Annotated in this window: 28 protein-coding genes; 12 read left to right on the top strand and 16 right to left on the bottom strand. The window is 67.9% G+C overall.

The features are described 5' to 3' along the window. Nucleotides 1–50: 50 nt before the first annotated feature. The gene (locus M9979_RS03225) at nucleotides 51–1,088 is read right to left on the bottom strand and encodes a COX15/CtaA family protein (RefSeq protein ID WP_254287900.1); all 1,038 of its coding nucleotides are present in this window, start codon (nucleotides 1,086–1,088) and stop codon (nucleotides 51–53) included. Between the two features lie 52 nt (nucleotides 1,089–1,140). Beyond that, the gene (locus tag M9979_RS03220; protein WP_254287899.1) at nucleotides 1,141–1,542 is read right to left on the bottom strand and encodes a DUF1801 domain-containing protein; all 402 of its coding nucleotides are present in this window, start codon (nucleotides 1,540–1,542) and stop codon (nucleotides 1,141–1,143) included. A 144-nt stretch (nucleotides 1,543–1,686) separates the two neighbouring features. Here M9979_RS03220 and M9979_RS03215 point away from each other — a divergent pair, with 144 nt between their 5' ends. From M9979_RS03215 to M9979_RS03200, 5 genes are all read left to right on the top strand, one after another. Next, a complete protein-coding gene (locus M9979_RS03215) occupies nucleotides 1,687–2,079 on the top strand; it encodes a MerC domain-containing protein (RefSeq protein WP_254287898.1) in 393 nt (130 codons plus the stop codon). 41 nt (nucleotides 2,080–2,120) lie between these two features. Continuing rightward, a complete protein-coding gene (locus M9979_RS03210) occupies nucleotides 2,121–2,588 on the top strand; it encodes a Fur family transcriptional regulator (RefSeq protein ID WP_254287897.1) in 468 nt (155 codons plus the stop codon). 53 nt (nucleotides 2,589–2,641) lie between these two features. After that, nucleotides 2,642–4,567 carry a 1-deoxy-D-xylulose-5-phosphate synthase gene (gene dxs, locus M9979_RS03205; protein WP_254287896.1) on the top strand — a complete coding sequence of 642 codons (1,926 nt, stop codon included), beginning with the start codon at nucleotides 2,642–2,644 and terminating at the stop codon, nucleotides 4,565–4,567. Next, nucleotides 4,564–4,698 carry a hypothetical protein gene (locus M9979_RS17205; protein WP_277998371.1) on the top strand — a complete coding sequence of 45 codons (135 nt, stop codon included), beginning with the start codon at nucleotides 4,564–4,566 and terminating at the stop codon, nucleotides 4,696–4,698. Before dxs ends, M9979_RS17205 begins: the two co-directional genes overlap by 4 nt. Before the next feature lie 354 nt (nucleotides 4,699–5,052). After that, nucleotides 5,053–5,805, top strand: coding sequence for an SDR family NAD(P)-dependent oxidoreductase (locus M9979_RS03200; protein WP_254287895.1), 753 nt, complete (start codon nucleotides 5,053–5,055; stop codon nucleotides 5,803–5,805). Nucleotides 5,806–5,923: 118 nt separating this feature from the next. Here M9979_RS03200 and M9979_RS03195 read toward each other — a convergent pair whose 3' ends face one another. Beyond that, nucleotides 5,924–6,835, bottom strand: a complete 912-nt coding sequence (locus M9979_RS03195) for a LysR family transcriptional regulator (RefSeq protein WP_254287894.1) — start codon at nucleotides 6,833–6,835, stop codon at nucleotides 5,924–5,926. A gap of 123 nt (nucleotides 6,836–6,958) precedes the next feature. On the opposite strand from M9979_RS03195, the gene wrbA reads away from it, so the two are divergent. The 3 genes from wrbA to M9979_RS03180 all read left to right on the top strand — a co-directional run bounded on the left by wrbA (nucleotide 6,959) and on the right by M9979_RS03180 (nucleotide 9,676). Beyond that, complete coding sequence (wrbA, locus tag M9979_RS03190; protein ID WP_254287893.1) at nucleotides 6,959–7,558, top strand: NAD(P)H:quinone oxidoreductase; 600 nt, start codon at nucleotides 6,959–6,961, stop codon at nucleotides 7,556–7,558. Nucleotides 7,559–7,862: 304 nt separating this feature from the next. Further along, nucleotides 7,863–9,146 carry an ATP-binding protein gene (locus M9979_RS03185; protein WP_254287892.1) on the top strand — a complete coding sequence of 428 codons (1,284 nt, stop codon included), beginning with the start codon at nucleotides 7,863–7,865 and terminating at the stop codon, nucleotides 9,144–9,146. Continuing rightward, on the top strand, nucleotides 9,143–9,676 hold the full coding sequence (locus tag M9979_RS03180; protein ID WP_254287891.1) for a response regulator transcription factor: 534 nt from the start codon (nucleotides 9,143–9,145) through the stop codon (nucleotides 9,674–9,676). The genes M9979_RS03185 and M9979_RS03180 overlap by 4 nt, the downstream gene beginning before the upstream one ends. A 146-nt stretch (nucleotides 9,677–9,822) precedes the next feature. Here the strand turns inward: M9979_RS03180 and M9979_RS03175 are convergent, their stop codons facing one another. From M9979_RS03175 to M9979_RS03115, 13 genes are all read right to left on the bottom strand, one after another. Further along, the gene (locus tag M9979_RS03175) at nucleotides 9,823–10,125 is read right to left on the bottom strand and encodes a polyhydroxyalkanoic acid system family protein (RefSeq protein WP_254287890.1); all 303 of its coding nucleotides are present in this window, start codon (nucleotides 10,123–10,125) and stop codon (nucleotides 9,823–9,825) included. Further along, a complete protein-coding gene (locus tag M9979_RS03170) occupies nucleotides 10,122–10,556 on the bottom strand; it encodes a VOC family protein (RefSeq protein WP_254287889.1) in 435 nt (144 codons plus the stop codon). Before M9979_RS03170 ends, M9979_RS03175 begins: the two co-directional genes overlap by 4 nt. Before the next feature lie 132 nt (nucleotides 10,557–10,688). Next, nucleotides 10,689–11,054, bottom strand: a complete 366-nt coding sequence (locus M9979_RS03165) for a hypothetical protein (RefSeq protein WP_254287888.1) — start codon at nucleotides 11,052–11,054, stop codon at nucleotides 10,689–10,691. 1 nt (nucleotide 11,055) lies between these two features. Continuing rightward, nucleotides 11,056–11,466 (bottom strand): hypothetical protein, encoded by a 411-nt coding sequence (locus M9979_RS03160; RefSeq protein WP_254287887.1) that lies wholly within the window; start codon nucleotides 11,464–11,466, stop codon nucleotides 11,056–11,058. A 31-nt stretch (nucleotides 11,467–11,497) separates the two neighbouring features. Then, nucleotides 11,498–12,226, bottom strand: a complete 729-nt coding sequence (gene gloB, locus M9979_RS03155) for a hydroxyacylglutathione hydrolase (RefSeq protein WP_254287886.1) — start codon at nucleotides 12,224–12,226, stop codon at nucleotides 11,498–11,500. Continuing rightward, nucleotides 12,226–12,660: a VOC family protein gene (locus M9979_RS03150; protein WP_254287885.1), complete on the bottom strand. Its 435-nt coding sequence runs from the start codon at nucleotides 12,658–12,660 to the stop codon at nucleotides 12,226–12,228. The genes gloB and M9979_RS03150 overlap by 1 nt, the downstream gene beginning before the upstream one ends. 266 nt (nucleotides 12,661–12,926) lie before the next feature. After that, complete coding sequence (locus M9979_RS03145) at nucleotides 12,927–13,694, bottom strand: tetratricopeptide repeat protein (protein WP_254287884.1); 768 nt, start codon at nucleotides 13,692–13,694, stop codon at nucleotides 12,927–12,929. Then, nucleotides 13,691–14,413, bottom strand: a complete 723-nt coding sequence (locus M9979_RS03140; protein WP_254287883.1) for an alpha/beta hydrolase — start codon at nucleotides 14,411–14,413, stop codon at nucleotides 13,691–13,693. The genes M9979_RS03145 and M9979_RS03140 overlap by 4 nt, the downstream gene beginning before the upstream one ends. An 80-nt stretch (nucleotides 14,414–14,493) precedes the next feature. Then, nucleotides 14,494–15,405, bottom strand: coding sequence for an alpha/beta fold hydrolase (locus tag M9979_RS03135; protein ID WP_254287882.1), 912 nt, complete (start codon nucleotides 15,403–15,405; stop codon nucleotides 14,494–14,496). A gap of 1 nt (nucleotide 15,406) precedes the next feature. Further along, entirely contained in the window at nucleotides 15,407–15,610 is a 204-nt protein-coding gene (locus tag M9979_RS03130; protein ID WP_254287881.1) for a helix-turn-helix transcriptional regulator, read from the bottom strand. Beyond that, the gene (locus M9979_RS03125) at nucleotides 15,607–16,011 is read right to left on the bottom strand and encodes a hypothetical protein (protein WP_254287880.1); all 405 of its coding nucleotides are present in this window, start codon (nucleotides 16,009–16,011) and stop codon (nucleotides 15,607–15,609) included. Before M9979_RS03125 ends, M9979_RS03130 begins: the two co-directional genes overlap by 4 nt. Before the next feature lie 73 nt (nucleotides 16,012–16,084). After that, nucleotides 16,085–16,321 (bottom strand): DUF6356 family protein, encoded by a 237-nt coding sequence (locus M9979_RS03120; RefSeq protein ID WP_254287879.1) that lies wholly within the window; start codon nucleotides 16,319–16,321, stop codon nucleotides 16,085–16,087. A 21-nt stretch (nucleotides 16,322–16,342) separates the two neighbouring features. After that, nucleotides 16,343–17,770 (bottom strand): glutamate ligase domain-containing protein, encoded by a 1,428-nt coding sequence (locus M9979_RS03115; RefSeq protein ID WP_254287878.1) that lies wholly within the window; start codon nucleotides 17,768–17,770, stop codon nucleotides 16,343–16,345. A gap of 65 nt (nucleotides 17,771–17,835) precedes the next feature. Between M9979_RS03115 and M9979_RS03110 the strand changes: the two genes are divergently transcribed. From M9979_RS03110 to M9979_RS03095, 4 genes are all read left to right on the top strand, one after another. After that, complete coding sequence (locus M9979_RS03110) at nucleotides 17,836–18,651, top strand: LD-carboxypeptidase (protein WP_254287877.1); 816 nt, start codon at nucleotides 17,836–17,838, stop codon at nucleotides 18,649–18,651. Nucleotides 18,652–18,890: 239 nt separating this feature from the next. Next, nucleotides 18,891–20,885 (top strand): threonine--tRNA ligase, encoded by a 1,995-nt coding sequence (thrS, locus tag M9979_RS03105; RefSeq protein WP_254287876.1) that lies wholly within the window; start codon nucleotides 18,891–18,893, stop codon nucleotides 20,883–20,885. Between the two features lie 474 nt (nucleotides 20,886–21,359). Beyond that, nucleotides 21,360–21,893: a translation initiation factor IF-3 gene (infC, locus tag M9979_RS03100; RefSeq protein ID WP_254287875.1), complete on the top strand. Its 534-nt coding sequence runs from the start codon at nucleotides 21,360–21,362 to the stop codon at nucleotides 21,891–21,893. Between the two features lie 218 nt (nucleotides 21,894–22,111). Then, nucleotides 22,112–24,946 carry a TonB-dependent receptor gene (locus tag M9979_RS03095; RefSeq protein ID WP_254287874.1) on the top strand — a complete coding sequence of 945 codons (2,835 nt, stop codon included), beginning with the start codon at nucleotides 22,112–22,114 and terminating at the stop codon, nucleotides 24,944–24,946. The last annotated feature ends 9 nt before the right edge of the window (nucleotides 24,947–24,955 follow it).

The raw sequence follows: 24,955 nt of genomic DNA, 5'->3' as shown, positions 1-24,955 counted from the left end.
TCAAGCAAAGCGCGGCTTTGCTGACGGGTAAAATGATACCATGGGGTCGTTCACATGGCGCGGCGGCCGGTGGCATGCGCGGCGCAGACCGCCGCGATCAGCAGCAGCGCGGCATTGCCCTGATGCGCGACGGCGACGTCGATCTGTACGCCGCTGAGCAGCGTCGCGATGCCGAGCGCGATCTGCAGCGTCACCAGCGCGACGACCCAGATCCCCGCCTTCGAACCGTTGCGCGTCGCACGGATCGCCAGCCAGACGAGCCCGGCGGCGGCGGCGAACGCCCACCAGCGGTGGATGAACTGGACGACGATGGGATTGTCGACCGCGTTGCGCCACGAGGGATCGACCATCGGCACACCCGCCGGGAACAGCGCATCGCCCATCAGCGGCCAGCTGGCGAAGGCGTAGCCCGCGTCGAGCCCCGCCGTGAACGCGCCATAGACGAGCTGGACGAACAGCAGCGCCAGCGCGAGTACCGCGACCCCGGTCAGCCGCGCGGGGTGGGCGAGCGGGTGACGGTGCAGCGCCATCAGGTCGAGCGCGGTCCATACGATGCCCGCCAGAATGGTGAGCGCGGTGAGCAAGTGGACGGCGAGCCGCACATGGCTGACGTCGGTGCGCACCGACAGGCCCGACGCGACCATCCACCAGCCGATCGCCCCCTGCAACCCGCCGAGCGCGAGCAGCGCGACCAGCCGCCAGCCATAGCCCCCCGGAATCTGCCGCCGCATCGCGAACCACAGCAGCGGCAAGGCAAACGCCGCACCGATGACGCGCCCGAGCAGTCGGTGGAGATACTCCCAGAAGAAGATGCGCTTGAACCCGGCGAGCGTCATGTCCTGGTTGAACGCGGCATATTCGGGGATCCGGCGATAGCCGGCGAACTCCGCCTGCCATTGCGCCTCGTTCAGCGGCGGGACGATACCGCTGATCGGCTTCCACGTCGTGATCGACAGCCCGGATTCGGTCAGCCGGGTGATCCCGCCGATGACGACCATCGCGACGATCAGCCCGGCGACGACGAACAGCCAGCGCGCGACGCTGCGCGGCCGGGCACGCGACAGGAAGGCGGCATTGGGTTGTAGCATGGCCGCGCTCATAGGCCGATCGGCGCAGCCCCGCCAGCAGCGATGGCCTGTGTCACGCACGCGCCGCGTTCAGCGCTGCGGCGGCGCGGACCAGTGCGACGAACGCCTCCTCGTCGAGCCGGTCGCCGGCGCGCAGGTCGATCGCCCGGCGCGTCCCGCCATCCAGCCCCGCGTTGAAGAGCGCGGCGGGGTCGGCCAGTGCGGCGCCCCGCGCGAACGTCAGCTTCACCTTGTCCTTGTACCGCTCGCCCGTGCATATCATGCCATGGCAGGACCAGACCGGGACCCCATCGGGATTGGTCGGCTTGCGCCATTTGACCTCCTCGACGACATCCGGCGCGGCTTGGCGGATGAGGTGCCCAACCCGCGCCAGCATCCGGCTGCGCCAGTCGTCGGGTACGGCAGTCGGGTCGGCGGGTTGCGATTCCGGTTTTTCCGCACGCGGGGCGGCCATGGGACATCGCTCCTTTCGGGATGGCTGCAGGCGACGATGCCAGCGACGGTGGATGGCGGCAACGGGTTGCCGTCCGAAAAGTGTCGTGGTTGATTGGATGTGATATTGTAACCTGTCGGCAATCGTCCTAGATGGTCGCCACGGATGGCACATGCGACCCACTTCGTACGCCGCTTCGGCTGGGCCTGGCTCGATCGCGCCGCGATCGCGCTGTCGGGGTTGTGCGTCGTCCATTGTCTCGCGAGCGCAGTGTTGCTGGCGATGCTGTCTGCCGCCGGCGGGCTGCTGCTCAACCCGATCTTCCACGAAGTCGGCCTGACGATCGCGATCGTGCTCGGCGCGATCGCGCTGGGGCGCGGCGTGATGGAGCATGGCTATGTCATGCCGGCGTCGATGGGCGCGTTCGGGCTCGGCATCATGGCAGGGGCGATGACGCTGCCGCACGAGGGCGGCGGCGGGGCGGAGACGCTGTGGACGGTGATCGGCGTCGGGCTGCTCGCCTTCGGGCACGACCTCAACCGTCGCGCGGTGATCTGACGCCGCTTGTCGCAGGCGCGGCGACGCCCTAAATTTGCGGCATGGCATCCCACGCGCATCACGACCACCACGAGCCGCAGGGCGCCGACTTGATGAAGGCCGCGCAGGCGACGCTGGAGAAATCCGGCGAACAATGGACGCAGATGCGCGCCAACGTGTTCGAGGCGCTCGCCGCCTTCGCCAAGCCCGCCAGCGCCTATGACATCGCCGAGGCGCTGTCGAAGAGCGAGGGCCGCCGCGTCGCCGCCAACAGCATCTATCGCATCCTCGACGTGTTCGTCGCCGCGAACCTCGCGCGCAAGGTCGAAAGCTCGAACGCCTATGTCGCCAACGCGCATCCCGATTGCCTGCACGACTGCATCTTCCTGGTGTGCGATTCCTGTGGACAGACGGTGCACCTCGACGACGACGTCGTGACGCGCGGCGTCAGGAGCGCGGCGCAAGCCGCTGGATTCCTGCCGGTTCGTCCGGTGATCGAGGTGCGTGGCAAATGCGCCGATTGCGCCTGAACCTCGGTGCGGGCCCAATCGACAGCGTGATTGCAAGCGCGTAGACGGGCGCGATGGCCGAATTACCCGCTACGCCGCTGCTCGATACCGTCAACACGCCGGAAGAGCTGCGAAAACTGAAGCCCGAACAGCTCCGCCAGCTCGCCGACGAGCTGCGGCAGGAGACGATTTCGGCGGTCGGCACCACCGGCGGTCACCTCGGTTCAGGGCTCGGCGTCGTCGAGCTGACCACAGCGATCCATTACGTCTTCGACACGCCGCGCGACCGGCTGGTGTGGGACGTCGGCCACCAATGCTATCCGCACAAGATCCTGACCGGCCGCCGCGACCGTATCCGTACTTTGCGTCAGGGCGGCGGCCTCAGTGGCTTCACCAAGCGTAGCGAGAGCGAATACGATCCGTTCGGCGCGGCGCACAGCTCGACCTCGATCTCCGCGGCGCTGGGCTTCGCGGTCGCCAACAAGCTGGCCGGCACACCCGGGCGCGGCATCGCGGTGATCGGCGACGGATCGATGTCCGCGGGCATGGCGTACGAGGCGATGAACAACGCCGAACAGGCGGGTAGCCGGCTGGTCGTCATCCTCAACGACAACGACATGTCGATCGCGCCGCCGGTCGGCGGGCTGTCGGCCTATCTGTCGCGCATCGTGTCGAGCCGCGAATTCCTCGGCATCCGCGAGATCCTGAAGAAATTCGCCCGTCGCCTGCCGCGCCCCTTCCATCAGGCGGCGCGCAAGACCGACGAATTCGCCCGCGGCATGACGATGGGCGGCACGCTGTTCGAGGAGCTGGGCTTCTATTACGTCGGCCCGATCGACGGTCATAACCTCGATCATCTGATCCCGGTGCTGGAGAACGTCCGCGACGCCGAGGAAGGTCCGATCCTGGTCCACGTCGTCACCAAGAAGGGCAAGGGCTATGCCCCGGCCGAGGCGGCGGCGGACAAATATCATGGCGTCCAGAAGTTCGACGTCATCACCGGCGCGCAGGCCAAGGCGCCGCCGGGGCCGCCGCAATACCAGAACGTCTTCGGCGACGCGCTGATCGAGGAGGGCAAGCGCGATTCCACGATCGTCGCGATCACCGCGGCGATGCCGTCGGGCACCGGCGTTGACCGCTTCGCCAAGGCCTTCCCCGACCGTGCCTTCGACGTCGGCATCGCCGAACAGCATGCCGTTACCTTCGCCGCCGGCCTCGCCGCGCAGGGGATGCGGCCGTTCTGCGCGATCTATTCGACCTTCCTCCAGCGCGCCTATGACCAGGTCGTGCACGACGTCGCGATCCAGAACCTGCCGGTGCGCTTCGCGATCGACCGCGCCGGGCTGGTCGGCGCCGACGGCGCGACGCACGCCGGGTCGTTCGACGTCACCTATCTGGCGACGCTCCCCAATTTCGTCGTGATGGCGGCGGCGGACGAGGCCGAGCTGGTCCATATGACGCACACTGCCGCGGTCCATGACAGTGGCCCGATCGCCGTGCGCTATCCGCGTGGTGCCGGCACCGGCGTAGCGCTTCCACAAGTCCCGCAGCGGCTGGAGATCGGCAAGGGCCGGATCGTCCGCGAGGGCAAGACGGTCGCCATCCTGTCGCTCGGCACGCGGCTGGAGGAGGCGCTGAAGGCCGCCGAGATACTCGAGGCGAAGGGGCTGTCGACCACCGTCGCCGACCTGCGCTTCGCCAAGCCGTTGGACGAGGCACTGATCCGCCGCCTGCTGACCAGCCACGAGGTCGCGGTGACGATCGAGGAGGGCGCGGTCGGCGGCTTCGGCGCGCATGTGCTGACGCTGGCGAGCGACGAGGGGCTGATCGACGGCGGCCTAAAGCTGCGTACGATGCGCCTGCCCGACGCCTTCCAGGATCAGGACAAGCCCGAGAAGCAATATGCCGAGGCCGGGCTCGATGCCGATCACATCGTCCAGACCGTGCTGAAGACGCTGCGCCACAACAGCACCGAGGTCACCGAAGGCGCGCGCGCGTGAAGGGCTGGACTGCGGTCGCCGTCATCACCGGCCTCGCGCTGGTGATGCTCATCGGCCTCAACGTCCGCCTCTATCGCGCGATGAAGGCCGCCACCGCCAAGGGGCGCGAGGCCGAGGGACGCGGGGACTGAATCGCGTCAAACTCCTCCTCCTGGCGGGCAAGCTGTCGCATATGATCGCATAATTGACCGACTGCCCAAAATCCCCCGTCACCCCGGACGTGTTCCGGAGTCCACCGGGCCGCAAGCGTAGGACAAGAGGCTCCGGCTTCACGCTTGCCGAACAGTCGACCCCGGAACACGTCCGGGGTGACGGAGCAAAAGCCGTGACGCCAGCCGATCGGCCATATGCGATAGCCCTGCCTTGGCGGGGGAGGAATTGTCAGCGCTTGGACGACCTCGCGGAGCCCACCGCCCTCATGATCGTTGGCAAGGCGTCGCCGCCGCGGCATCAGGCGGCGGACGTTCCGCGATTCGAGAGATCCCATGACCCAGACCGCCTTCATCACCGGTGCCACCTCCGGCATCGGCGCCGCCGCCGTCCGTGAATTCGTCGGCGCCGGCTGGCGGGTGATCGCGACCGGGCGGCGTGCCGACCGGCTGGCGGCGCTGGTCGACGAACTGGGCGCGGATGCGGTGCACACGCTCGCCTTCGATGTCGCCGACGATGCGGCGGTCGATCGGGCGCTGGCCGATTTGCCCGCGGAATGGCGGGGAATCGACCTGCTCATCAACAACGCCGGCCTCGCGCTCGGCACCAAGCCGGCGCAGGAGGCGAGCCTGACCGACTGGCGAACGATGATCGCGACCAACGTCACCGCGCTCGTCGCGTTGACGCACCGGCTGCTGCCCGGGCTGGTCGAACGCAAGGGAGCGATCATCAACCTGTCGTCGGTCGCCGCGACCTATCCGTACACCGGCGGCAACGTCTATGGCGGGACCAAGGCGTTCGTCGAGCAATTCTCGCTCGGCCTGCGGTCAGACCTGCACGGCAAGGGCGTGCGCGTCACCTCGATCGAGCCGGGGATGGTCGAGACGGAGTTCACCAAGGTCCGCAACCACGGCGACCAGGCGGCCTCCGACGCGCTGTACAAGGGCGCCGACCCGATGACCGCAGAGGATATCGCCGAGACCATGCTGTGGGTCGCGACGCTGCCGCCGCACCTCAACGTCAACCGGCTGGAGCTGATGCCGGTCAGCCAGTCGTTCGCGGGGTTTCAGGTGGCGCGGAACGCCTGATCCACGGCGCAAAGCCCCACCGTTCGTGCTGAGCCTGTCGAAGGGCTCGCTTCCACGATCGATGACCGTGATTGTGGAACCGAGTGCTTCGACAGGCTCAGCACGAACGGGCCATCCATCAAGCAGCCCGAGCCTCGGCACACGGATCGCGCAGATGGGCGGAGAGGAAGGCGATCAGCGCCTCGACCCGCGCCGGGCGCAGCGCGCTGGGCGGGGTCAGGATGTGGAGGCCGACCGGGTCCGGTGCCCAGTCAGGCAGGATCTCGACCACTGCGCCGCTGCTGATATGCGGCCCGACGATGAAGCCCGGCAGCCGCGCGATGCCGAGGCCGGCGATGAGCGCGGGGAGCAGCGCCTCGCCGCTGTTCGCGGTCAGCGGCCCCTGCGGACGGATCGCGACGTCGCTGCCGTCGGCATGCTGGAAGCGCCATAGCCCGAGGATGTTGGAATAGCCGAGGAAGCGGTGTGCCGAGAGCGCCGCCGCATGCGTCGGAGTGCCGTGCGCGGCGAGATAGGCCGGCGCGGCGACCAGATGCGTTGCGATGTCGCACAGGCGGCGCGCGCGCAGGCTGCTGTCGGGCAGGTCGCCGATACGCAGCGCGACGTCGAACCCCTCGGCGACGATATCGACCCGCGCGTCGGAGCAATGCAGGTCGATCTCGACGCCCGGATGCGCGGCGAGAAACGTCGCGAGCAGCGGCGCGACGTTGCGGACCCCGAAGCTCATCGGCGCCGCGAGGCGGACGCGCCCCGTCGGCGCGCTGGCGGCATCGCGCGCCGCTTCTTCGGCGGCCTCCGCCTCGGCAAGGATGCGCGCGGCGTGCTGTGCCAGTGGCTTGCCCGCCTCGGTGAGCGCGAGCCGGCGCGAGGTGCGATGAAACAGCGACTGGCCGATATGCGCCTCCAGCCGGGTGATCGCCTTCGACACCGTCGCCTTGCTGAGGCCGATCGCATCGGCGGCGCCGCTGAACGAGCGATGCTCGACGACCGCGGCGAAGATCGCCCAGGCCTCCAGATCGGGTAGTCGCATCGCAAGGGTCCTCCAGCCGGTCGGGAGGAACCTAGCGCGGAAACGATCGGTTTCCAGCGTTTCCGTTTACGGGATGATCGGCAGCGACCATCTTGGCGGAAACCCCGAGGTGGAGACGTTCGCATGACCAAGGTTCTGGTGCTCTATTATTCGTCCTACGGCCATATCGAGCAAATGGCGGATGCCGTCGCCGAGGGCGCGCGCGCGGGCGGCGCCGAAGTCGACATCCGCCGCGTCGCCGAGACCGCGCCAGCCGAGGTCGCCAAGGCGGCGCATTTCAAGACCGACACCGCGCACGCCGAGATCGAAGGCGCCGATGCGCTGGCGCACTACGACGCGATCATCGTCGGCGCGCCGACCCGCTATGGCCGCATGCCGAGCCAGATGGCGGCATTCTGGGACACGACCGGCGGACTGTGGGCGAAGGGCGCGCTGATCGGCAAGGTCGGCGGCGCCTTCACCTCCACCGCCAGCCAGCATGGCGGGCAGGAGACGACGTTGTTCTCGATCCTGACCAATCTGCTGCACCACGGGATGACGATCGTCGGGCTGGATTACGGCTTCCAGGGCCAGATGGGCGTCGACGAGGTGCGCGGCGGTTCGCCCTACGGCGCGACGACGATCGCCGCCGGCGACGGTTCGCGCCAGCCGCACGAGGAGGAGCTTGCCGGCGCGCGCTATCAGGGCAAGCGGATCGCGGAGACCGCGGCGAAGCTGAAGTAGCGTTTCTTCTCGTCCCCAACGTGCAAGAGGCGGTGGGGTGTCGTCGTAGGAATGGCGGCACGCTTCAAAAATCACGTCGTCACCCCGGACTTGTTCCGGGGTCCACCGGGCGGCAAGCGTATCGATCGAGCTTCCTGCGATAGGCCTCGCCGCCAAGTGGACCCCGGAACAAGTCCGGGGTGACGAGACGTTGGCCGCAGCGTGGTCGGACCCCGTGAACGCCAGACATGTGCCACGGCTCTCCTCGGAAGAGCAGGGGCAAGGATAGATCGCGCTCCCCGGCAAACCGCTCTACACTCCCCGCATGCCTCCCCACGCCACCCGCCAGCCATCGCCCGCGCCAGAGGATGCCGCGGCGCGCAACATGCGGCAGCTGGTGCTGCTGCGCTGGCTGGCGGTCAGTGGACAGCTCGCGACGATCCTCACCGTCCACTACGTCTTCGGCATCGCGCTGCCGATCGCGCCGATGATCGTCGTGCTGGTCGCGCTGGTCATGGTCAACGTGATGACCTGGCTCGGCCATCCCGACTGGCCGGTGACCAATTTCCAGCTGTTCGCCACCCTCGTCTGCGATGTCGTCGCGCTGAGCGTGCAGCTGTACCTGAGCGGCGGCGCGACCAATCCGTTCGTGTCGCTGTACCTGTTGCAGGTGGTGATGGGTGCGGTGCTGCTTCACGCCTGGTCGAGCTGGGCGCTGGTCGGGCTGACGTCGGCCGCCTTCGCGACCGTGGCGCTGGTCAGCCCGCCGCTGGCGCTGCCGCCGTGGTTCGCGACGACGCTGTCGCCCGCCTATCTGCTGGCCCTGTGGTGCAATTTCGTGCTCGCCGCGGTGCTGCTGGTGTGGTTCGTCACGCGCATCGCCGCCAATCTGCGTGAGCGCGACGCGCATCTCGCGGGTCTGCGCGAACGCGCGGTCGAGGAGGACCAGATCGTCCGCATGGGCCTGCTCGCCAGCGGCGCGGCGCATGAGCTGGGGACGCCGCTCGCCTCGATCGCGGTGCTGCTCGGCGACTGGAAGGGCGAGCCGCTGATCCGCGGCGACGCGCGCCTCGCCGCCGAGGTCGACGAGATGCAGGCCGAGGTGATGCGCTGCAAGACGATCGTGTCGGGCATCCTGTTCGCCGCGGGCGAGGTGACGGGGGAGGCACCCGAGCGCACGACGCTGCGCCGCTTCCTGTCCGGTATCGTCGCGGCATGGCCCGGGCGCGTCGCCTTTGCCGACGATCTGGGCGAGGACCGGCCGATCGTCGCCGACCGCGCGCTGGGGCAGGTGCTGACCAATCTGCTGGACAATGCCGCCGAGGCCGGCGCGCGGGACATCGTGTTCGCCGCGACGGTCGATGGCGACACGCTGGTGCTGACGGTCGGCGATGACGGCAGCGGCTTTCCTGCGGCGGTGCTCGCCAGTCTGGGGCGGCCGTACAACACCAGCAAGGACCGGCGCGGCGCCGGGCTGGGGTTGTTCCTCGCCACCAACGTGCTGCGCACGCTGGGCGGCACGCTGGCCGCGCGCAACCGGCCGGGCGGCGGCGCGGAAACGGTGCTGCGGCTGCCGATCGACGCGCTGGCGCTCGAGGCGGCGGCATGACCCAGCGACGGCTGCTGATCGTCGAGGACGATGCGAATTTCGCCCGCACGCTCGGCCGCTCGTTCGAGCGGCGGGACTATGCGGTGGCGATGCTGCCGGGACCGGACGGGCTGGACGCGGCGGTGCGCGACTTCCGCCCCGACCATGCGGTGGTCGACCTGCGGCTGGGCGGCGCGTCGGGGCTGACCTGCGTCGCGGCGCTGCACGCGCTCGATCCCGAGATCAAGATCGTCGTCCTCACCGGCTTCGCCAGCATCGCCACCGCGGTCGAGGCGATCAAGCTGGGCGCGACCAATTACCTGACGAAACCCGCCAACACCGATGATATCGAGGCGGCCTTCGCCCGCGTCGCCGGCGACGCCGACGCGACGATCGCACCCGCGCCGCCGACCTCGATCAAGACGCTGGAATGGGAGCATATCCACCAGACGCTGGCGGACGTCGACTTCAACATTTCGGAAGCCGCGCGACGGCTGGGGATGCACCGGCGGACGTTGGCGCGGAAGCTCGACAAAAGGCACATGGGGTGAGGCGATCCGGCGCGGTGCGGGACGATCACATGGCCGACTGGCTGGCGCGGCGGCATCCCAAATTCCTCCGTCACCCCGGACTTGTTCCGGGGTGACGGAGGATGCTGGGCGGGCGATCTAGCGATCGTCCCACAGCACCGGAGCGTCTACTTCAGCAGCTTCGGCGCTTCCTGCTGGATCACGTCGCGGATCTTGCCCGCGAACAGCCCCAGGAACCCCGGCAGGTCGACGATCGCATGGACGTTGGCGTCGGACACCGTCGCGCGGCAGCCGATCGACTGGCCCATCGCGCCGACGGTGAAGTGCATCGTGTCGCCCTCCCACCGGTGGTCGACCTGCGCGCCGCCGGGGATCATCCGGCCGATCTTGCCGATGCCGCCGTCCAGCCGGTCGCGCACCGCCTGCTTGCCGAGGCTGTGGGGAATGTCGAGTTCGATCGGCGCGCTCATACGGAATCCTTCGTGGTGGCGAACAGCATCGCGTCGTCGGCGAACGCCTTGAATTCGAGCGCGTTGCCGGAGGGGTCGGAAAAGAACATCGTCGCCTGTTCGCCCGGCTGGCCGGCGAAGCGGATGTGCGGCGCGATGCCGAACGGTACACCCGCGGCGGCGACGCGATCCGCCAGCGCGCGCCAGTCGGTCATGGTCAGCACGACGCCGAAATGCGGCACCGGTACGTCATGGCCGTCGACCGCGTTTGCCACCCGGACGGCGCGCGCGGCGGGGTCGAGATGCGCGACGATCTGATGGCCGAACAGGTCGAAGTCGATCCATCGCTCGCTCGATCGCCCCTCAGGGCAGCCGAGCGTGCCGCCGTAGAAGGCACGCGCCGCGGTCAGATCGTGGACGGGAAAGGCGAGATGGAAGGGGCGCAGGGTCACGCGATCCGAGATAGGGCAGGGCGACCGCCGATGCCAGACCACGCTGGCGGCATCACCTCCGGCTCACTGTCGAAGGGCCTGAGACCCATCTGTGCTTCGACAGGCTCAGCACGAACGGTGCAGGGAGCGGTTTTAACGCGTCGTCGCCCGCGTATAGGGCGTGAAGGCGGAAAACCGGCAATAGGCCGAAGGGATGGACAGCCCGGGCGTCACGACCCGGAACCGGTCGTTGCGGCACAATTGGCCGCCGTATATCTCGACCACCATCGTGCTGAGCGGTTCGAGCGACGGGCAGGCGCCGATCGGGCCGGTTTTCCACACCCGCCGCCCGGCGCCTTCGGTGTACAGGATGGTATGCGCGTCGACGATCGACGGGCCGTTGGTGCGCGAAACCGTGATGCAATTTTCCGCTGGCCCCGCGATCCGGCCGGCGAGGGGGTCGGAGGCCGCACCCAGCAGCGGCAGCGCCAGCGCGACGGCGACCGGCGGCCGCCTCATCTCACGATCCCTTGGTGTAGCGGACGAACGGCCCGAACGAGCAGCTGCCGCTGAACGTCCGCGATCCCGAATCGATCGTCTGCGCGATATCGCCCTGGCACAACTGGCCGGTGGGGGAGCGGGTGATGAGAATGTCGCCGCGCCCGACGCGTTCGCAACCGCCCGCGGTGTCGCTGCGGAATTTGAGGCCGCGGCTGACCGTGTAGACGATCGTCGGGCCATAGGCCTTGACCTGCGTCGTCGGATAACGCGGCATGCATCCCGAGGTTTCGCGCGGGGTCAGCCCGGCGAGCTCCTTGCCCAGATCGACCGCCGCGGCGGCATCGGCGCGCTCCGTCGCCAGCCGCTGCTGCGGTGTCTGCGCGCAACCCGCGACGCCGCATAGGATGATCGCCGCCAATACCGCTTTCATGATCCTGTTCTCCTGCAACCGTCCGAACGCATCAGCCCTGAAAATTATCCTTTTGCGACCGCAGCTTGGCCAGTTCCTCCGCATCGACGGCGCGCAGGAACGGATTGGTCGCGCGTTCCAGCCCGATCGTCGTCGGCACGGTTGCCTCGCCCGCCGCGCGTGCCGCATCGACGTCGTGCATCCGGGCGACGAGTGCGGCATTGTCCGGCTCGACCGTCAGCGCAAAGCGGCCGTTCGACTGGGTATATTCATGCCCGCAATAGACGCGCGTCGCATCGGGCAGTTCGGCATAGCGCGCCATGTTGGCGAACATCTCCGCCGCCGTGCCCTCGAACAACCGGCCGCAGCCGAGCGCGAACAGGGTATCGCCGGTGAAGATCACGTCATCCTCGGCAAGGTAAAAGGCGATGTGCCCCGCGGTATGGCCGGGGACGTGGAGCACGGTCGCGACCTCCGTCCCGATCCGCACCGTGTCACCTTCCGCGACGGTGACGTCGAGCGTCGGAATCTTCGCCGCCTCTGCCGCGGGGCCGGTGATCCGCGCGCCGGCCGCCTGCAACGCCGCGTTGCCGCCGGTGTGGTCGGGGTGCCAGTGCGTCGTCCACACCTGATCGATGGTCCAGCCGCGCGCCGCGGCGGCGGCCTGCACCGGCGCCGCCTCGCCCGGATCGACCGCGACCGTCTCGCCGCTGGCGGGATCGTGGACCAGCCAGGCGTAATTGTCGCTGAGCACCGGGACGCGGACGATCTCCAGCGGCATCACCAGGTCCCGGTGTTCGGCATCGATGCCCAGGGCTCGGCCGGATCGAGCACGCCGTTCTGCAACAACTCGATCGAGATGCCGTCGGGGGTCTTGACGAACGCCATATGGCCGTCGCGCGGCGGGCGGTTGATCGTGACGCCGCCATCCATCAACCGCTGGCAGGTGTCGTAGATATTGTCGACGCGATAGGCGAGATGGCCGAAATTGCGGCCGCTGCCATACTCCTCCGGGTCCCAATTATGGGTCAGCTCGACCTCGGCCTTGGCGCGTTCGCCGGGTGCGTTCATATCCTCGTCCGCGGCGAGGAAGATCAGCGTGAAGCGGCCCTTCTCATTCTCCAGCCGTCGCACCTCCTTCAGCCCGAGCAGTTCGAAGAAGGCGATCGTCGCATCTGGATCGGTGACGCGGATCATCGTGTGGAGGTAATGCATGCAAGGGTCCTGCGCTGGTTCGGGTGCGTGTTACGCCCCCAACGCGCAGGTGGCCAGAGCGTGCCGGGGGGGGCGTTTGCTGCCCCCAAGCTTTCCAAAAGCCCCCCGTCACCCCGGACTTGTTCCGGGGCCCACCGGGCCGGGCGCGTGCGCTCTCGTCTCCGGCCGTATGCCTCGCCGCGGAGTGGACCCTGGAACAGGTCCGGGGTGACGGGGGAGGTTTGGGCGGGGTGGGGTGCGAACCTTATGTGGCCGCCACAGCCGGATCAGCGTCCCGCCGGCACCGCCCGTTGCGGCGCATCGCCGAACTGCGCCAGCGCCGCCAGCGCGTTCTTACCCGCCGGTGCGTTCGGCGCGAGCCTTGCGGCCTCGGTCCATGCCGCGCGCGCTCCCGCTTCGTCACGACCCAGCGCCGCGATATTGCCCGCCTCCAGCTGCACCGAGGCATCGTCCGCCGAGCGTTTCAATGCCTCGCCGATATCCTTCTTCGCGCGCGGCAGGTCGCCGTCGCGTCGCGCCAGCGTCGCCGACAGCAGCCACGCGAGCGGATCGTCGCCGGCGGTCGCCAGCGCCATGTCGATATCGCGCCGTGCCGCTTCGGTCTCACCGGCAGCGACCAGCACGCGTGCATGGTCGAGCTGCGCCTCGCCGAGCGCCAGCCCCTGCAGCGTCCCCGCGACGATCGCGGTGTCGAGCGCGACCCGCGCCCGCGGCACGTCGCCCGCCGCCAGCCGCGCATTGCCGGCCTGCGCCCAGTAATTGGCGGCGCGCTTGTCGTGCGCCAGCTCTGCCGCCTTCGCCGCCGCCTCGAACTCGCCCGCCGCGGCGGCGAAATCGCCCTGCTGCGCATAAGCGAGGCCGGCGCATTGCCGCGCGAACCAGCCGCCGCCCGCCGCGCCCCAGCGTACCGCCTCCGCTCGCGCCGCGGCGGGATCGCTCGCCGCCAGCGCGACGCAGCGGTCGTAGCGCGCCTCGCGCGGGTCGGCGGGCCTGGCGGCGGCGGCCTGCAGGGCGACGGCAAGGATCAGGATCATAAGCGGTGCAGCACGTCCTCGACCGCCCGGACGATCAGCGCGACGTCGGCGTCGCGCGACAGGCGGTGGTCGCCGTCCTTGACCAGCCACGTCTGCACGTCGGCTGAACGGATCAGCCCGGCGAGCGCCACCGTGCGGTGCCAGGGCACGTCGGGATCGGCCTGTCCCTGCACCAGCCGCACCGGGCCGTCGAAGGGGATCGCGCCGAACATCGTCCGGTTCGCCTCGCCCGACTGGAAGAAGCCGCGCGTATAGACGGTCGGTTCGGGGCCATAGGGGTTGGCACGTTCCAGCCGTCCCTCGGTCAGCATCGTCATCTTGTCCTCGGTCGAAAAACCCCAGTCGGTGAAGTCAGGCGCCGGCGCGATGCCGATCAGGCCCACCACCTGTTCCGGCCGTGCCCTGGCGGCGAGCAGCATCAGCCAGCCGCCCATCGACGATCCGACGAGCACCGCCGGCCCCGTGGCGATCTGGTCGAGCATCGCGACCGTATCGTCGCGCCAGCCGGCGAGCGTCTGCTCCTCGAACGCGCCCTCGCTCTCGCCGCAGCCGCCATAGTCGAAGCGCAGAAACGCGCGTCCCTCCGCTCGCGCCCATGCCTCCAGCGCCAGCGCCTTGGTGCCGTTCATGTCGGAGGCGTAGCCGGGCAGGAAGACGATCGTCGGTCCGCTGCCGGGGCTGTGGCGGTAGGCGAGGCGGGGGCGGGGGGCTTGGGTCATTGCATGGCTTTACCGTCCCGCGCCGCGCGCGTCATCCGGGCGAACGTCGCGCCGGTAACCGATCTGCGCCTGTCCTCCACCTATTTCGCCAGGAACGCCATGAGCGCCGCCCGGAACGCCGCTGGCTGGTCCAGCATCACCATATGCGCGGCATCGCCGATATCGACATAGTCGATCCGCGGGGCGGCGGCATATTGCCGGCGATAGAAGGGATCGGCCATCGCCTTGGTCGGGCCGCCCGCGTTCCACGGGTAGACCAAGGTGATCGGCGTCGTGATCGACGCCAGTGCAGGCCGCAGATCGGTGGTGAGATCCTCGTACATCGCCTGTGCTGTCACTCGCGCGTCGGCCGCCATCGCCCAGCGTTTCATCGTCGCGACGCTCGCGGGCTTGAGCGCGAGGCCGCGGGTCTGGGCGTCCAGCGTCGCCGCATCCAGCGGCTTGCCGTAGTTGGCTGCGATCCCGTCGCGCATCTTCGCTGCCTGGGGCGCGACCATGGCCGGGGTGGGATCGACGCCGGGCGGCGCCATCAGCACCGCGAAATAGGGCAGCGAATCGACGATCATCAACCTGCCGGCGTCGCCGGGATGTGCCTTCGCCAGCATCATCGCGACCAGCCCGCCCATCGAATGGCCGACGACCGCGACGTCCCGCAGTCGCTCGCGCCCGATATAGCCATGGAGGTCGGCGACGATCCCGTCGAGGATGCCCGGCTTCAGATTGGCGCCCGGCGCATCGCCGCCGAACCCGTTGACCTGCACCAGGATGACGCGATGCGTCCTGGCGAGGTCGGCGACGACGTCGTCATAGACCGCGCGCGGGCAGGCGAGGCCGGGGATCAGGATCACCGGCGATCCCTTGCCGGTGGCGACGACCGAGATATGCGCCATCTGCGTGACCGGCGCCGGCGTCGCGGCATGGCTCGCGGCGGGATGGAGGACGACGCCCAGCGTGAGCGCGGAGGCGGCGAGGCGGAGGCCGAGATACTTCATGTCACTTCTCCTTGGACGGGCTGACGAAGACGTCTTCGATGGTGAGGCCGAACAGTTCGGCGATCCTGAAGGCGAGGGGGAGCGACGGGTCGTAGCGCCCCGTCTCGATCGCGTTGACGCTCTGGCGGCTGACCTCGAGCTGGTCGCCGAGGTGTTGCTGCGACCAGCCGCGTGCGTTGCGCAGATCGCGCAGACGGTTGTTCATGCCGCCCTCCGCTCGATCGCGGCATTAACGCCCGCGCCGAAGCCGAGCCCGGCGAACCAGACGATCGGCCAGGCATAGCCGACGACGTGCGGCAGCAGGTCGAACCCTTCGAGAAAGCCCCAGAAGGTCGCCGCGGTCATCGCCACCCCGGTCGCGATCAGCGACTGGCGGACGAGCAGCATGCGCAGATATTCGTCGCGCTCCTGGGCGAGATACAGGCCGATCGCCACGAAGAACCCCGATACCGGCAAGGCGGGCAGCGCGCCGAGCAGATAGGCGAGCGGGCCGTGGACGAGGTGGCGCGCGAACAGCCAGCATACCGGCAGCAGCACGGCGGCATAGACGATCGCAAGAATGACGACGCGCCAATTGTAGCGGCGCTGGGCGGGAGAGACGGCCATGGGAAACCTCCTTCGATTCGTTGTGAAGGAAGCTTTACATGGAAAGCGAGCTTTACGTCAAGCGAGCTTTACATCAGATCACGAATTCGACCGTGCGCTTCTGCACCTCGTCGGCGCGCTTGGCGACGATCTCGCCGTGCAGCGCCTCGATCGTGCGGCTGCCGGTAGTGGTGAACAGGAAGGGGAAGACGCCGTGGACCAGCGCGGCGACGCCGCCGCCGATCATCCGCAACCCGAAGCGGGTCGCGACACGCCAGTGCGCGGGGTAGCTTTCGCCGACCGAGGCCGGGTAATCGGTGAAGGGGTTCATCGCGTACCTCCCACAGCAAAACTATCCCCGCGCGCGCAGCGTTCCCAGCATGTCGGCGGCGAGCAGGCTCAACGTGTCGTCGCGTGCGCCCATCACGACGATCCGATCGCCGGCCTGCGCCATGTCGACCAGCCGCGCCGCCGCGGTCGCGCGATCCGCGACGTGATGCGCTTCGCGCCCGCTCGCGACGACATCGGCGACGATGGCCGCGCTGCCGACCTCTCGCGCGACGGTGCCGCCGAAATAGACCGGGTCGGGCAGCACCAGCACGTCGCCGGGCGCCAGTTTCTCTGCGAACATCGCGACCAGCTCGTGGCGCATGACCTTCAGAGGACCGTAACCGTGCGGCTGGAACAGTACGAGCAACCGCCCCGGAAAGGCGTGCAGCGTATCGAGCGTCGCGGCGATCTTGTCGGGGTTGTGGCCGAAATCGTCGATCACCGCGACGCCGCCGGCCTCTCCAACGAGATCGAAGCGGCGGCGCAGCCCGGTGAAGCCGCCGATCGCCGCCGCCGCCTCGGCCAGCGGGACGCCCGCCGCCACCGCGGCGGCGATCGCGGCGAGCGCGTTGGCGACGTTGTGCCGGCCGGGCACCTGCAGCGCGACCGCGATCGCCGCGCCGCCGCCGGCGATCAGGTCGAAACGCACCGCGAACGGCGCCTCGACGATCCCGCGCGCGGCGAAATCGGCGTCGCGGTCGAGCGCGAAGGTCGCGACCCGCTCGGGCGGCAGCGTCGCGGCGATCGCGGCGGCTTCGTCATTGTCGATGTTGACGATCGCCGTCTCCGCCTTGGCGATGAAGCCGGCGAACAGGGTGCGCAATTCGTCCAGCCCCTTGTGGTCGAGGCTGACGTTGTTGAGCACCGCGATCCGCGGCCGGTAATCGGCGATCGACCCGTCGCTCTCGTCCACCTCGCTGACGAACGCCGCGCCGTCGCCGACCAGCGCGCTGGCGAAGGGGGCTTGCGGATGTGCGAAATTCTTCATCACCGCGCCGTTCATCACCGTCGGGTCGCGGCCGGTGGCGTGCAGGATCCAGCCGATCATCCCGGTGACGGTCGACTTGCCGCTGGTCCCGGCGACGCCGATCGGCAGCGCGCTTTGGTTGAACAGCGTGCTGAGCAATTGCGCGCGGCTGGCGCGGGCGCAGCCCAGACGGTCGGCGGCGACGATGTCGGCGACGTCCTCCTCGACCGCGGCGGAGGCGACGACGATCTGGTCGGGCGACACCAGCCCGCTGCCGTCCTGCGGGAACAGCGCGACGCCACGCGCGCGCAGCGCATCGAACTTGGCGGGCACGCGCCCCTGATCGAGACTGCGGTCGGAACCCTCGACGATCGCGCCGCGGCCGGCGAGGATCGTCGCGAGGGGCATCATCCCCGACCCGCCGATGCCGACGAGGAAGAAGCGCTGGCCCGCGAGCGAGCCTGACAGGTTGCCGGTAAGCATGGCGCTGCGCTATCGCCGCGGGCGGACAGGGGCAAGGCTCCGCGATCGACCGGAGCATTTGCGACATGCGGATTGGAGTGGTGGCCCCCGCCAGCATCGGCAACAAGGATGCCGAGGCGCCGTTCGTCGCCTTCGCCGCCTTGGCCTATCCGGAGGTCGATCTGGTCGTCCATCCGCAATGCTGGGAGACCGCGGGGCATTTCGCCGGCGACGACACGCGGCGAGCGTCGGCGTTTCTGGAGTTCGCCAACGATCCCGGCTTCGATGCGATCTGGTTCCTGCGCGGCGGCTATGGCTCGAACCGCATCCTGCCGCTGGTAATGCCGCGGCTCGGGCCGGCGGCGCGGCACAAGAGCTATCTCGGCTATTCCGACATGGGGTTCCTGTTGGGCGCGCTCTACGCCGCGCGAATCGGGCGACCGGTCCACGGCCCGATGGCGAGCGATATCCGTCGCAAGGGGGGCGACCAGACGATCGCCCGCTCGCTCGGCTGGCTCGCTCGCGGCGACCGGCAGGGGCTTGAGCCGGGGCTCGACGGCCGGCCGGCGGCGGCGTTCAACCTGTCGATCCTGGGGAGCCTGATCGGCACGCCCTATCTGCCCGACCTCACCGACCATGTCCTCATCATCGAGGAGGTGTCGGAACCGATGTACAATATCGACCGGCTGCTGTTCCACATGGGCCATGCGACGCAGCTGAAGGGGATCGCCGGCGTGCGGCTGGGCAGCGTCACCGCGGTGACGCCGAACGAGCCTGAATTCGGCGACACCCTCGAATTCATGATCCGCCGCTGGTGCGGGGATCTCGGCGTGCCGTATCTCGGCCGCGCGGACATCGGCCATACGCAGAGCAACCGCGTCGTGCCGTTCGGCATGATCTGACCGATCGGGCGCCCCCGATACATCGTCACCCCGGACTTGTTCCGGGGTCCACCGGTGTACGGGCGTATCGCTCCCGTGTCGGGCCATGCGCATCGCCGCGCGGTGGACCGGAACAAGTCCGGGGTGACGCGAGAAGTTTGGCGACGTTAGCCCTCCCGAAAGGGCAATCGCGGCAACGCTTGCCTATATACCCTGCGCCGCTTTATTCGCGGGCGCCTCAACCAACCTGAAAGTCCATCATGTCCGCCATGTTCCGTATCACGCTGCCCGACGGTTCCGTCCGCGAGGTTGCGCCCGGGACTACCCCCGCGGACGTCGCCGCCGCGATCGGCCCGGGGCTCGCCAAGGCGGCGCTCGCTGCGCGGATCGACGGGCAGGTGCGCGACCTCAACCGCCCATTCGAGGGCGACACCAACCTTGCGCTGGTGACGGCGAAGGACGAGGCGGACGCACTCGAACTCGTCCGCCACGACCTCGCGCACGTCATGGCGGAGGCGGTGCAGCACCTGTTCCCCGGCACGCAGATCACCTTCGGCCCGGCGACCGACGACGGCTTCTACTACGACTTCGCGCCGAAGGACCGTCCGTTCACCGAGGAGGACCTGCCCGCGATCGAAGCGGAGATGCGCGCGATCATCGCCCGCAACGAACCGTTCACGCGCGAGGTCTGGACACGCGAGCAGCTGATCGAGACGTGGCAGAAGCAGGGCGAGACCTTCAAGGCCGAATGGGCCGCCGAACTGCCCGACAACGAGGAACTGACAATCTATCGTCAGGGCGAATGGCTCGACATGTGCCGCGGGCCGCACATGGTCTCGACCGGCAAGCTCGATCCGCAGGCGTTCAAGCTGACCCGCGTATCGGGCGCCTATTGGCGCGGCGACCAGAAGAACGCGATGCTCAGCCGCATCTACGGCACCGGCTGGCTCAACAAGAAGCAGCTCGACCAGCACCTCTTCATGCTCGAGGAGGCCGCCAAGCGCGACCATCGCAAGATTGGCGCGGAGATGGACCTGTTCCACCTCCAGTCCGAGGCGCAGGGCTCGGTCTTCTGGCACCCCAAGGGCTTCGTGCTGTGGCGGCAGATGGAGGCGTATATGCGCCGCCGCCTCGACGCCGCCGATTATGCCGAGGTCAAGACCCCGCAGCTGATGGACGCGCGCCAGTGGGAGCAGTCGGGCCACTGGGGCAAGTATCGCGAGAACATGTTCGTCGTCCCCGACGAGGTCCCCAATACCGAGGATGAGGGCGCGGTCCTGTCGGGAACAAGCGACCTGATGGCGCTCAAGCCGATGAATTGCCCCGCGCACGTCCTGATCTTCAAGCAGGGAATCAAATCGTACCGCGACCTCCCCATCCGCATGGCCGAATTCGGCTGCTGCCACCGCAACGAGCCGCACGGCGCGCTGCACGGCATCATGCGCGTCCGCCAGTTCACGCAGGACGACGCGCATATCTTCGTGCGCGAGGATCAGCTGGTCGACGAGGTGCGGAAGTTTTGCGAGTTGCTCGACAGCGTCTACAACGACCTCGGCTTCACCGATTACGCCGTGAAGCTGGCGCTGCGCCCCGACAAGCGCTTCGGCTCGGATGCAATGTGGGACCAGGCCGAACAGGAACTGCGCGACGCGGTGCAGGCCTCCAACCTGCCCGAACCGATCAAGGCAAAATTCGAAGAATTGCCCGGCGAAGGCGCCTTCTACGCCCCGAAGCTCGAATTCCACCTGACCGACGCGATCGGCCGGACGTGGCAGGTCGGCACGATCCAGTCCGACCGCGTGCTGCCCGACCGACTCGACGCGAGCTACGTCGGCGAGGACGGCAATCGCCATCGCCCGATCATGCTCCATCGCGCGATCCTCGGCACGTTCGAACGCTTCATCGGCATATTGATCGAACACCACGCCGGCCGCTTCCCGCTGTGGCTGTCGCCGGTACAAGCGGTCGTCGCGACGATCGTGTCGGACGCGGACGGCTATGCCGAAGACGTGGCGGCGACGCTGCGCAAGGCCGGCATCCGCGTCGAAACCGACCTGCGCAACGAGAAGATCAACTACAAGGTCCGCGAGCATTCGGTCGCCAAGGTCCCGGTCCTCCTCGTCGTCGGCAAGCGCGAGGCGGAAGAGGGCAAGGTCGCCATCCGCCGCCTCGGCAGCCAGGCGCAGCAGATCGTGACGGTCGAGGAAGCGGTCGCTATGTTGCGCGAGGAAGCGACGCCGCCCGATCAGCGGTGAAGGATGCAAGCCGCGTCGGCGCCCCGACGAAACCTGGTTCTGGGGGCGCCTGTTTGAGATTTTATCGTCATTGCGAGCGCAGCGAAGCAATCCAGAGCCGGACCAGGATGCTTTGGATTGCTTCGCTGTGCTCGCAATGACGAGTGTCGATGTCGGCTGATACCTGACGCTCGACCGGCGAACACGTCTGTTGGAGTTAGCGTTTCAGGATAAGCCATCCATCGAGCAGTTCGTACCGGCCGGGCAACGCCAGCGCGGTTTCTGCCGTGCCGACCAGCGGACTGGATGCCCGCGACAGAGCAGCGCGCATTCGGCATCGGTCAGCGGGAAGGGAATATCGTCGGGCCAGACCTTGAGAACGCGCCTTTCTGCCACCATTGCCGTTTCGTCGTGTGCAGGCATCTTCCGTAAGCGCTCCAAAACACCTATATACGTCTGCAAACCACCACAGGAGCAATACCCATACGTCCTCCCATGATGCGCCGGCCGAACCAGGCGCCGCCAATGAATGGTCCTCGATTCAACGAATGGATCGTCAGCCCCAAGGTCCGCGTGATCGATCATGAGGGCGAGAATCTCGGCGTGATGTACACGCGCGAGGCGATGGCGCAGGCGCAGGAACTCGGCCTCGATCTGGTCGAGGTGTCGCCCAACGCCGATCCGCCCGTCGCCAAGTTCCTCGACGTCGGCAAGTTCAAGTACGAGGCGCAGAAAAAAGCGAACCTCGCGAGGAAGTCGCAGAAGACGCAGGAGATCAAGGAGATCAAGATGCGTCCGAACATCGACGACCACGATTACGACACCAAGATGAAGAAGGTCGCCGAGTTCATTGACGAGGGCGACAAGGTGAAGGTCACCATGCGCTTCCGCGGTCGCGAACTCAGCCACGGCCAGCTCGGCATGGCGGTCCTCCAGCGCGTCGCCGAACAGGTCGCGGAGATCGCCAAGGTCGAGGCCTATCCCCGCATGGAAGGCCGGCAGATGCTGATGGTGCTCGCACCCAAGTAAGTACTGCTTCCCCACTTCATACCGGTTCGACGCTTTCCGTAGCGTCGGGCATTTTCGAACACCGGGTCTGGCAACAGGCCCGGTGTTGCGCATTGGCGACACTAGGTTCGAAAATACAGACCGAAGGCACAAATCGGTGGACGCTTGGCGCCTTGCGCCCCTAGCCTGAAAAGAAAACCCGATATTCGAAAAAACGAAATCGTTCAGGAGAGAATGCCATGCGCCTTACCGCGTACCTGCTGTCGGCAGCGACGATCGCGATTGCCACCCCCGCGATGGCGCAAAACAATTCCCCGGAGCCGTCGAGCCCGGTGACGCAGACGACCTCGACCGCCACGGCCGGCTCGGTGACGCAGGACGATGCGCAGAACACCGATATCGTCGTCACCGCGCAGGGTCGCGCACAGGCGCTGGCCGACGTGCCGGTCGCCATCTCCGCCGTGTCGGCGGAGAGCCTGCAGAATTCGGGCGCCAACGACATCCGTCAGCTCAACCAGCTCGCGCCGTCGCTGTTGGTGTCGTCGACCGGGTCTGAGGCCAACGGCTCGGCCCGTATCCGCGGCATCGGCACGGTCGGCGACAATCCGGGCCTCGAAAGCTCGGTCGCGGTGTTCATCGACGGCGTCTATCGCTCGCGCTCGGGTATCGGTCTCACCGAACTGGGCGAGATCGACCGCGTCGAGGTGCTGCGCGGCCCGCAGGGCACGCTCGGCGGGCGCAATTCGTCGGCCGGTCTCATCAGCATCATCAGCAAGGCCCCCTCGTTCCAGGGCTTCAGCGGCGGCGCCGAGGCGACCTACGGCAATTACGACTTCTACCGCGTCGCGGGAAATCTGAACCTGCCGCTGTCGGAGACGATCGCGGCGCGCGTCGACGGCGTCTACGTCAAGCGCGACGGCTTCTATCGCGACTACACCAACAACACCGACGTCAACGATCGCGACCGTTACTTCGTCCGCGGCCAGCTGCTGTTCGAGCCGAGCAGCGACATCAGTTTCCGCCTGATCGGCGACTATACGCATCGCAACGAGAAGTGCTGCGCCGCGACCTATGTCGATCGCAGCGTCAACCCGGCGATCGGCAACCTCAACGAACCGGTAACCTCGGTCAACGCGGGCCTCGCCGCGGGATCGAACGGCAACAACATCGTCAACGTCATCACCGATCTCGGCCAGCCGCTAGGCCTGGTCAACCGCCCCGGCTACAGCCGCGACGTGTCGGTCAGCCAGGGCCGCAGCTTTGCCGGCAAGACCAAGGACTGGGGCGTCTCGGGCCAGCTCGACTGGAACTTCGGCACGACCAAGCTGACCTCGATCACCGCCTATCGCGATTACGATTCGGATCAGGGGTCGGACACCGATTACAGCCGCGTCGACATCCTGTACCGCGCCGCCAACGGCAATTCGGCGCGCCGCTTCCGCACCTTCACGCAGGAACTGCGCCTTAACGGGTCGCTGTTCGACGACAAGCTCGACTGGCTGGTCGGCGGCTTCTTCGCCAACGAGAATCTGCGCGTGCTCGATAACCTGCGCTTCGGCAGCCAGTACGGCCGCTTCGCGACCTGCCGCCTCGTCTCGGGCAGCGCGCTCGCGCAATTCTACGCGCCCGGCAATGCGGGCTGCCTCAGCGCGACGGGACGCGCCGTGCTCAGCGGCGTCGTGCCCGGCGTCGCCTCGCCGTTCGGCGCGGCCGGTTCGACCATCGTCGGCGCGATCGATACGCTGGATGCGATCAACGACAAGGGTTCGACCCGCGACGTCTACAACCAGAACAGCCGCAATTACGCGCTGTTCACGCACAACATCTTCCACGTCACCAGCACGGTCGATCTGACGCTGGGCGTGCGCTACACCAACGAGCGCAAGAAGTTCGACGCGACCTTCACCAACGACAACGTCGGCTGCGTCACCAACCAGCGCGCGTTGACGCCGTTCCTGGCCAACGCCGGGCTGGCCGCCACGGCGGCGGGCATCATCGGCCTGTCGTGCCAGGGCAATTCGACCGCCGAGCTCAACGGCGTGTCGATCAACAGCACGCGCAAGGAAGACAAGTTCACCGGCACCGCGATCCTGTCGTGGAAGCCGATCGACGACCTGCTCCTCTACGGCAGCTATTCGCGCGGCTACAAGGCGGGCGGCTTCAACCTCGATCGCTCGGCGCTGAAGCAGCCGGTGGCGAGCTTTGCCTCGGTCGGCGGCGCGCAGGCGCTGGCGAACGGGCTGCAGTTCGCGCCGGAGACGGTCAATTCCTATGAAATCGGCGCCAAATACGCGACCGGGCCGTTCACCCTGTCGGCGGCAGCGTTCATCCAGGATTTCAGCAACTTCCAGCTGAACACCTTCAACGGCACCGTCTTCCTGGTGCAGAACATCAACGGGTGTTCGTCGAGCCTCGGCGGCGGCGATCGCGACCAGAGCAAGTTCACGGGCGCCGCCAATTACAATGCCGCGGCATCGACCACCGGCGCCTGCCCGTCGGGCGATGTCGGCTATGGCGTGCGCGCCAAGGGCGTCGAGCTGGAGGCGTCGCTGGTCCCGGCCCGCGACTTCCGCGTGACGATGGGCCTGACGCTGACCGATACCAAATATCGCGACCAGATCGTCGGTTCGTCGGCGGGCGCGCCGCTCGACCAGGCGCTGCGCCTGCTGCCGGGGCAGACGCTGTCCAACTCGGCGGATATCGTCGCGACCTCGTCGGCATCGTGGACGCCGCAGCTCGGCGGCGGCTATTCGGCGCTGTTCTACGTCGATACGCGCATGACCAGCGACTATAACACCGGCTCAGACCTGTTCCCGCAGAAGGCGCAGGATGGCTATGCGATCGTCAACGCGCGCATCGGCCTGCGGACGCCGGATGAGAAGTTCAGCCTGGAATTCTGGGGGCAGAACCTGTTCAACGTGAATTACGCGCAGGTCGCGTTCAATTCGCCGTTCCAGGAAGGTGCGGCGACGGCCGCGTTCCAGGACCCGCAGTATCCGGGCGGCCGCCAGCTGTTCTCGCAATATCTCGCCGAGCCGCGCACCTATGGCGCGACGATCCGCGCGCGGTTCTAAGCGTTCGAC

Source organism: Sphingomonas liriopis (assembly GCF_024211255.1).
Classification (GTDB): Bacteria; Pseudomonadota; Alphaproteobacteria; order Sphingomonadales; family Sphingomonadaceae; genus Sphingomonas; species Sphingomonas liriopis.
This window is presented reverse-complemented; position numbering and strand designations above follow the sequence as displayed.

Bases quoted from the DNA above. Each gene is read 5' to 3' on its own strand.
- M9979_RS03120 (WP_254287879.1), bottom strand. From the start codon at position 16,321: ATGAACCCCTTCACCGATTACCCGGCCTCGGTCGGCGAAAGCTACCCC.
- M9979_RS03145 (WP_254287884.1), bottom strand. From the start codon at position 13,694: ATGATCCTGATCCTTGCCGTCGCCCTGCAGGCCGCCGCCGCCAGGCCC.
- M9979_RS03180 (WP_254287891.1), top strand. From the start codon at position 9,143: ATGACCCAGCGACGGCTGCTGATCGTCGAGGACGATGCGAATTTCGCC.
- M9979_RS03140 (WP_254287883.1), bottom strand. From the start codon at position 14,413: ATGACCCAAGCCCCCCGCCCCCGCCTCGCCTACCGCCACAGCCCCGGC.
- M9979_RS03150 (WP_254287885.1), bottom strand. From the start codon at position 12,660: ATGCATTACCTCCACACGATGATCCGCGTCACCGATCCAGATGCGACG.
- M9979_RS03130 (WP_254287881.1), bottom strand. From the start codon at position 15,610: ATGAACAACCGTCTGCGCGATCTGCGCAACGCACGCGGCTGGTCGCAG.
- M9979_RS03195 (WP_254287894.1), bottom strand. From the start codon at position 6,835: ATGCGACTACCCGATCTGGAGGCCTGGGCGATCTTCGCCGCGGTCGTC.
- M9979_RS03185 (WP_254287892.1), top strand. From the start codon at position 7,863: ATGCCTCCCCACGCCACCCGCCAGCCATCGCCCGCGCCAGAGGATGCC.
- M9979_RS03215 (WP_254287898.1), top strand. From the start codon at position 1,687: ATGGCACATGCGACCCACTTCGTACGCCGCTTCGGCTGGGCCTGGCTC.
- M9979_RS03115 (WP_254287878.1), bottom strand. From the start codon at position 17,770: ATGCTTACCGGCAACCTGTCAGGCTCGCTCGCGGGCCAGCGCTTCTTC.
- gloB (WP_254287886.1), bottom strand. From the start codon at position 12,226: ATGCCGCTGGAGATCGTCCGCGTCCCGGTGCTCAGCGACAATTACGCC.
- infC (WP_254287875.1), top strand. From the start codon at position 21,360: ATGATGCGCCGGCCGAACCAGGCGCCGCCAATGAATGGTCCTCGATTC.
- dxs (WP_254287896.1), top strand. From the start codon at position 2,642: ATGGCCGAATTACCCGCTACGCCGCTGCTCGATACCGTCAACACGCCG.
- M9979_RS03160 (WP_254287887.1), bottom strand. From the start codon at position 11,466: ATGAAAGCGGTATTGGCGGCGATCATCCTATGCGGCGTCGCGGGTTGC.
- M9979_RS03095 (WP_254287874.1), top strand. From the start codon at position 22,112: ATGCGCCTTACCGCGTACCTGCTGTCGGCAGCGACGATCGCGATTGCC.
- M9979_RS03125 (WP_254287880.1), bottom strand. From the start codon at position 16,011: ATGGCCGTCTCTCCCGCCCAGCGCCGCTACAATTGGCGCGTCGTCATT.
- M9979_RS03225 (WP_254287900.1), bottom strand. From the start codon at position 1,088: ATGCTACAACCCAATGCCGCCTTCCTGTCGCGTGCCCGGCCGCGCAGC.
- M9979_RS03135 (WP_254287882.1), bottom strand. From the start codon at position 15,405: ATGAAGTATCTCGGCCTCCGCCTCGCCGCCTCCGCGCTCACGCTGGGC.
- M9979_RS03175 (WP_254287890.1), bottom strand. From the start codon at position 10,125: ATGAGCGCGCCGATCGAACTCGACATTCCCCACAGCCTCGGCAAGCAG.
- M9979_RS03110 (WP_254287877.1), top strand. From the start codon at position 17,836: ATGCGGATTGGAGTGGTGGCCCCCGCCAGCATCGGCAACAAGGATGCC.
- wrbA (WP_254287893.1), top strand. From the start codon at position 6,959: ATGACCAAGGTTCTGGTGCTCTATTATTCGTCCTACGGCCATATCGAG.
- M9979_RS03220 (WP_254287899.1), bottom strand. From the start codon at position 1,542: ATGGCCGCCCCGCGTGCGGAAAAACCGGAATCGCAACCCGCCGACCCG.
- M9979_RS03210 (WP_254287897.1), top strand. From the start codon at position 2,121: ATGGCATCCCACGCGCATCACGACCACCACGAGCCGCAGGGCGCCGAC.
- M9979_RS03200 (WP_254287895.1), top strand. From the start codon at position 5,053: ATGACCCAGACCGCCTTCATCACCGGTGCCACCTCCGGCATCGGCGCC.
- M9979_RS03165 (WP_254287888.1), bottom strand. From the start codon at position 11,054: ATGAGGCGGCCGCCGGTCGCCGTCGCGCTGGCGCTGCCGCTGCTGGGT.
- thrS (WP_254287876.1), top strand. From the start codon at position 18,891: ATGTCCGCCATGTTCCGTATCACGCTGCCCGACGGTTCCGTCCGCGAG.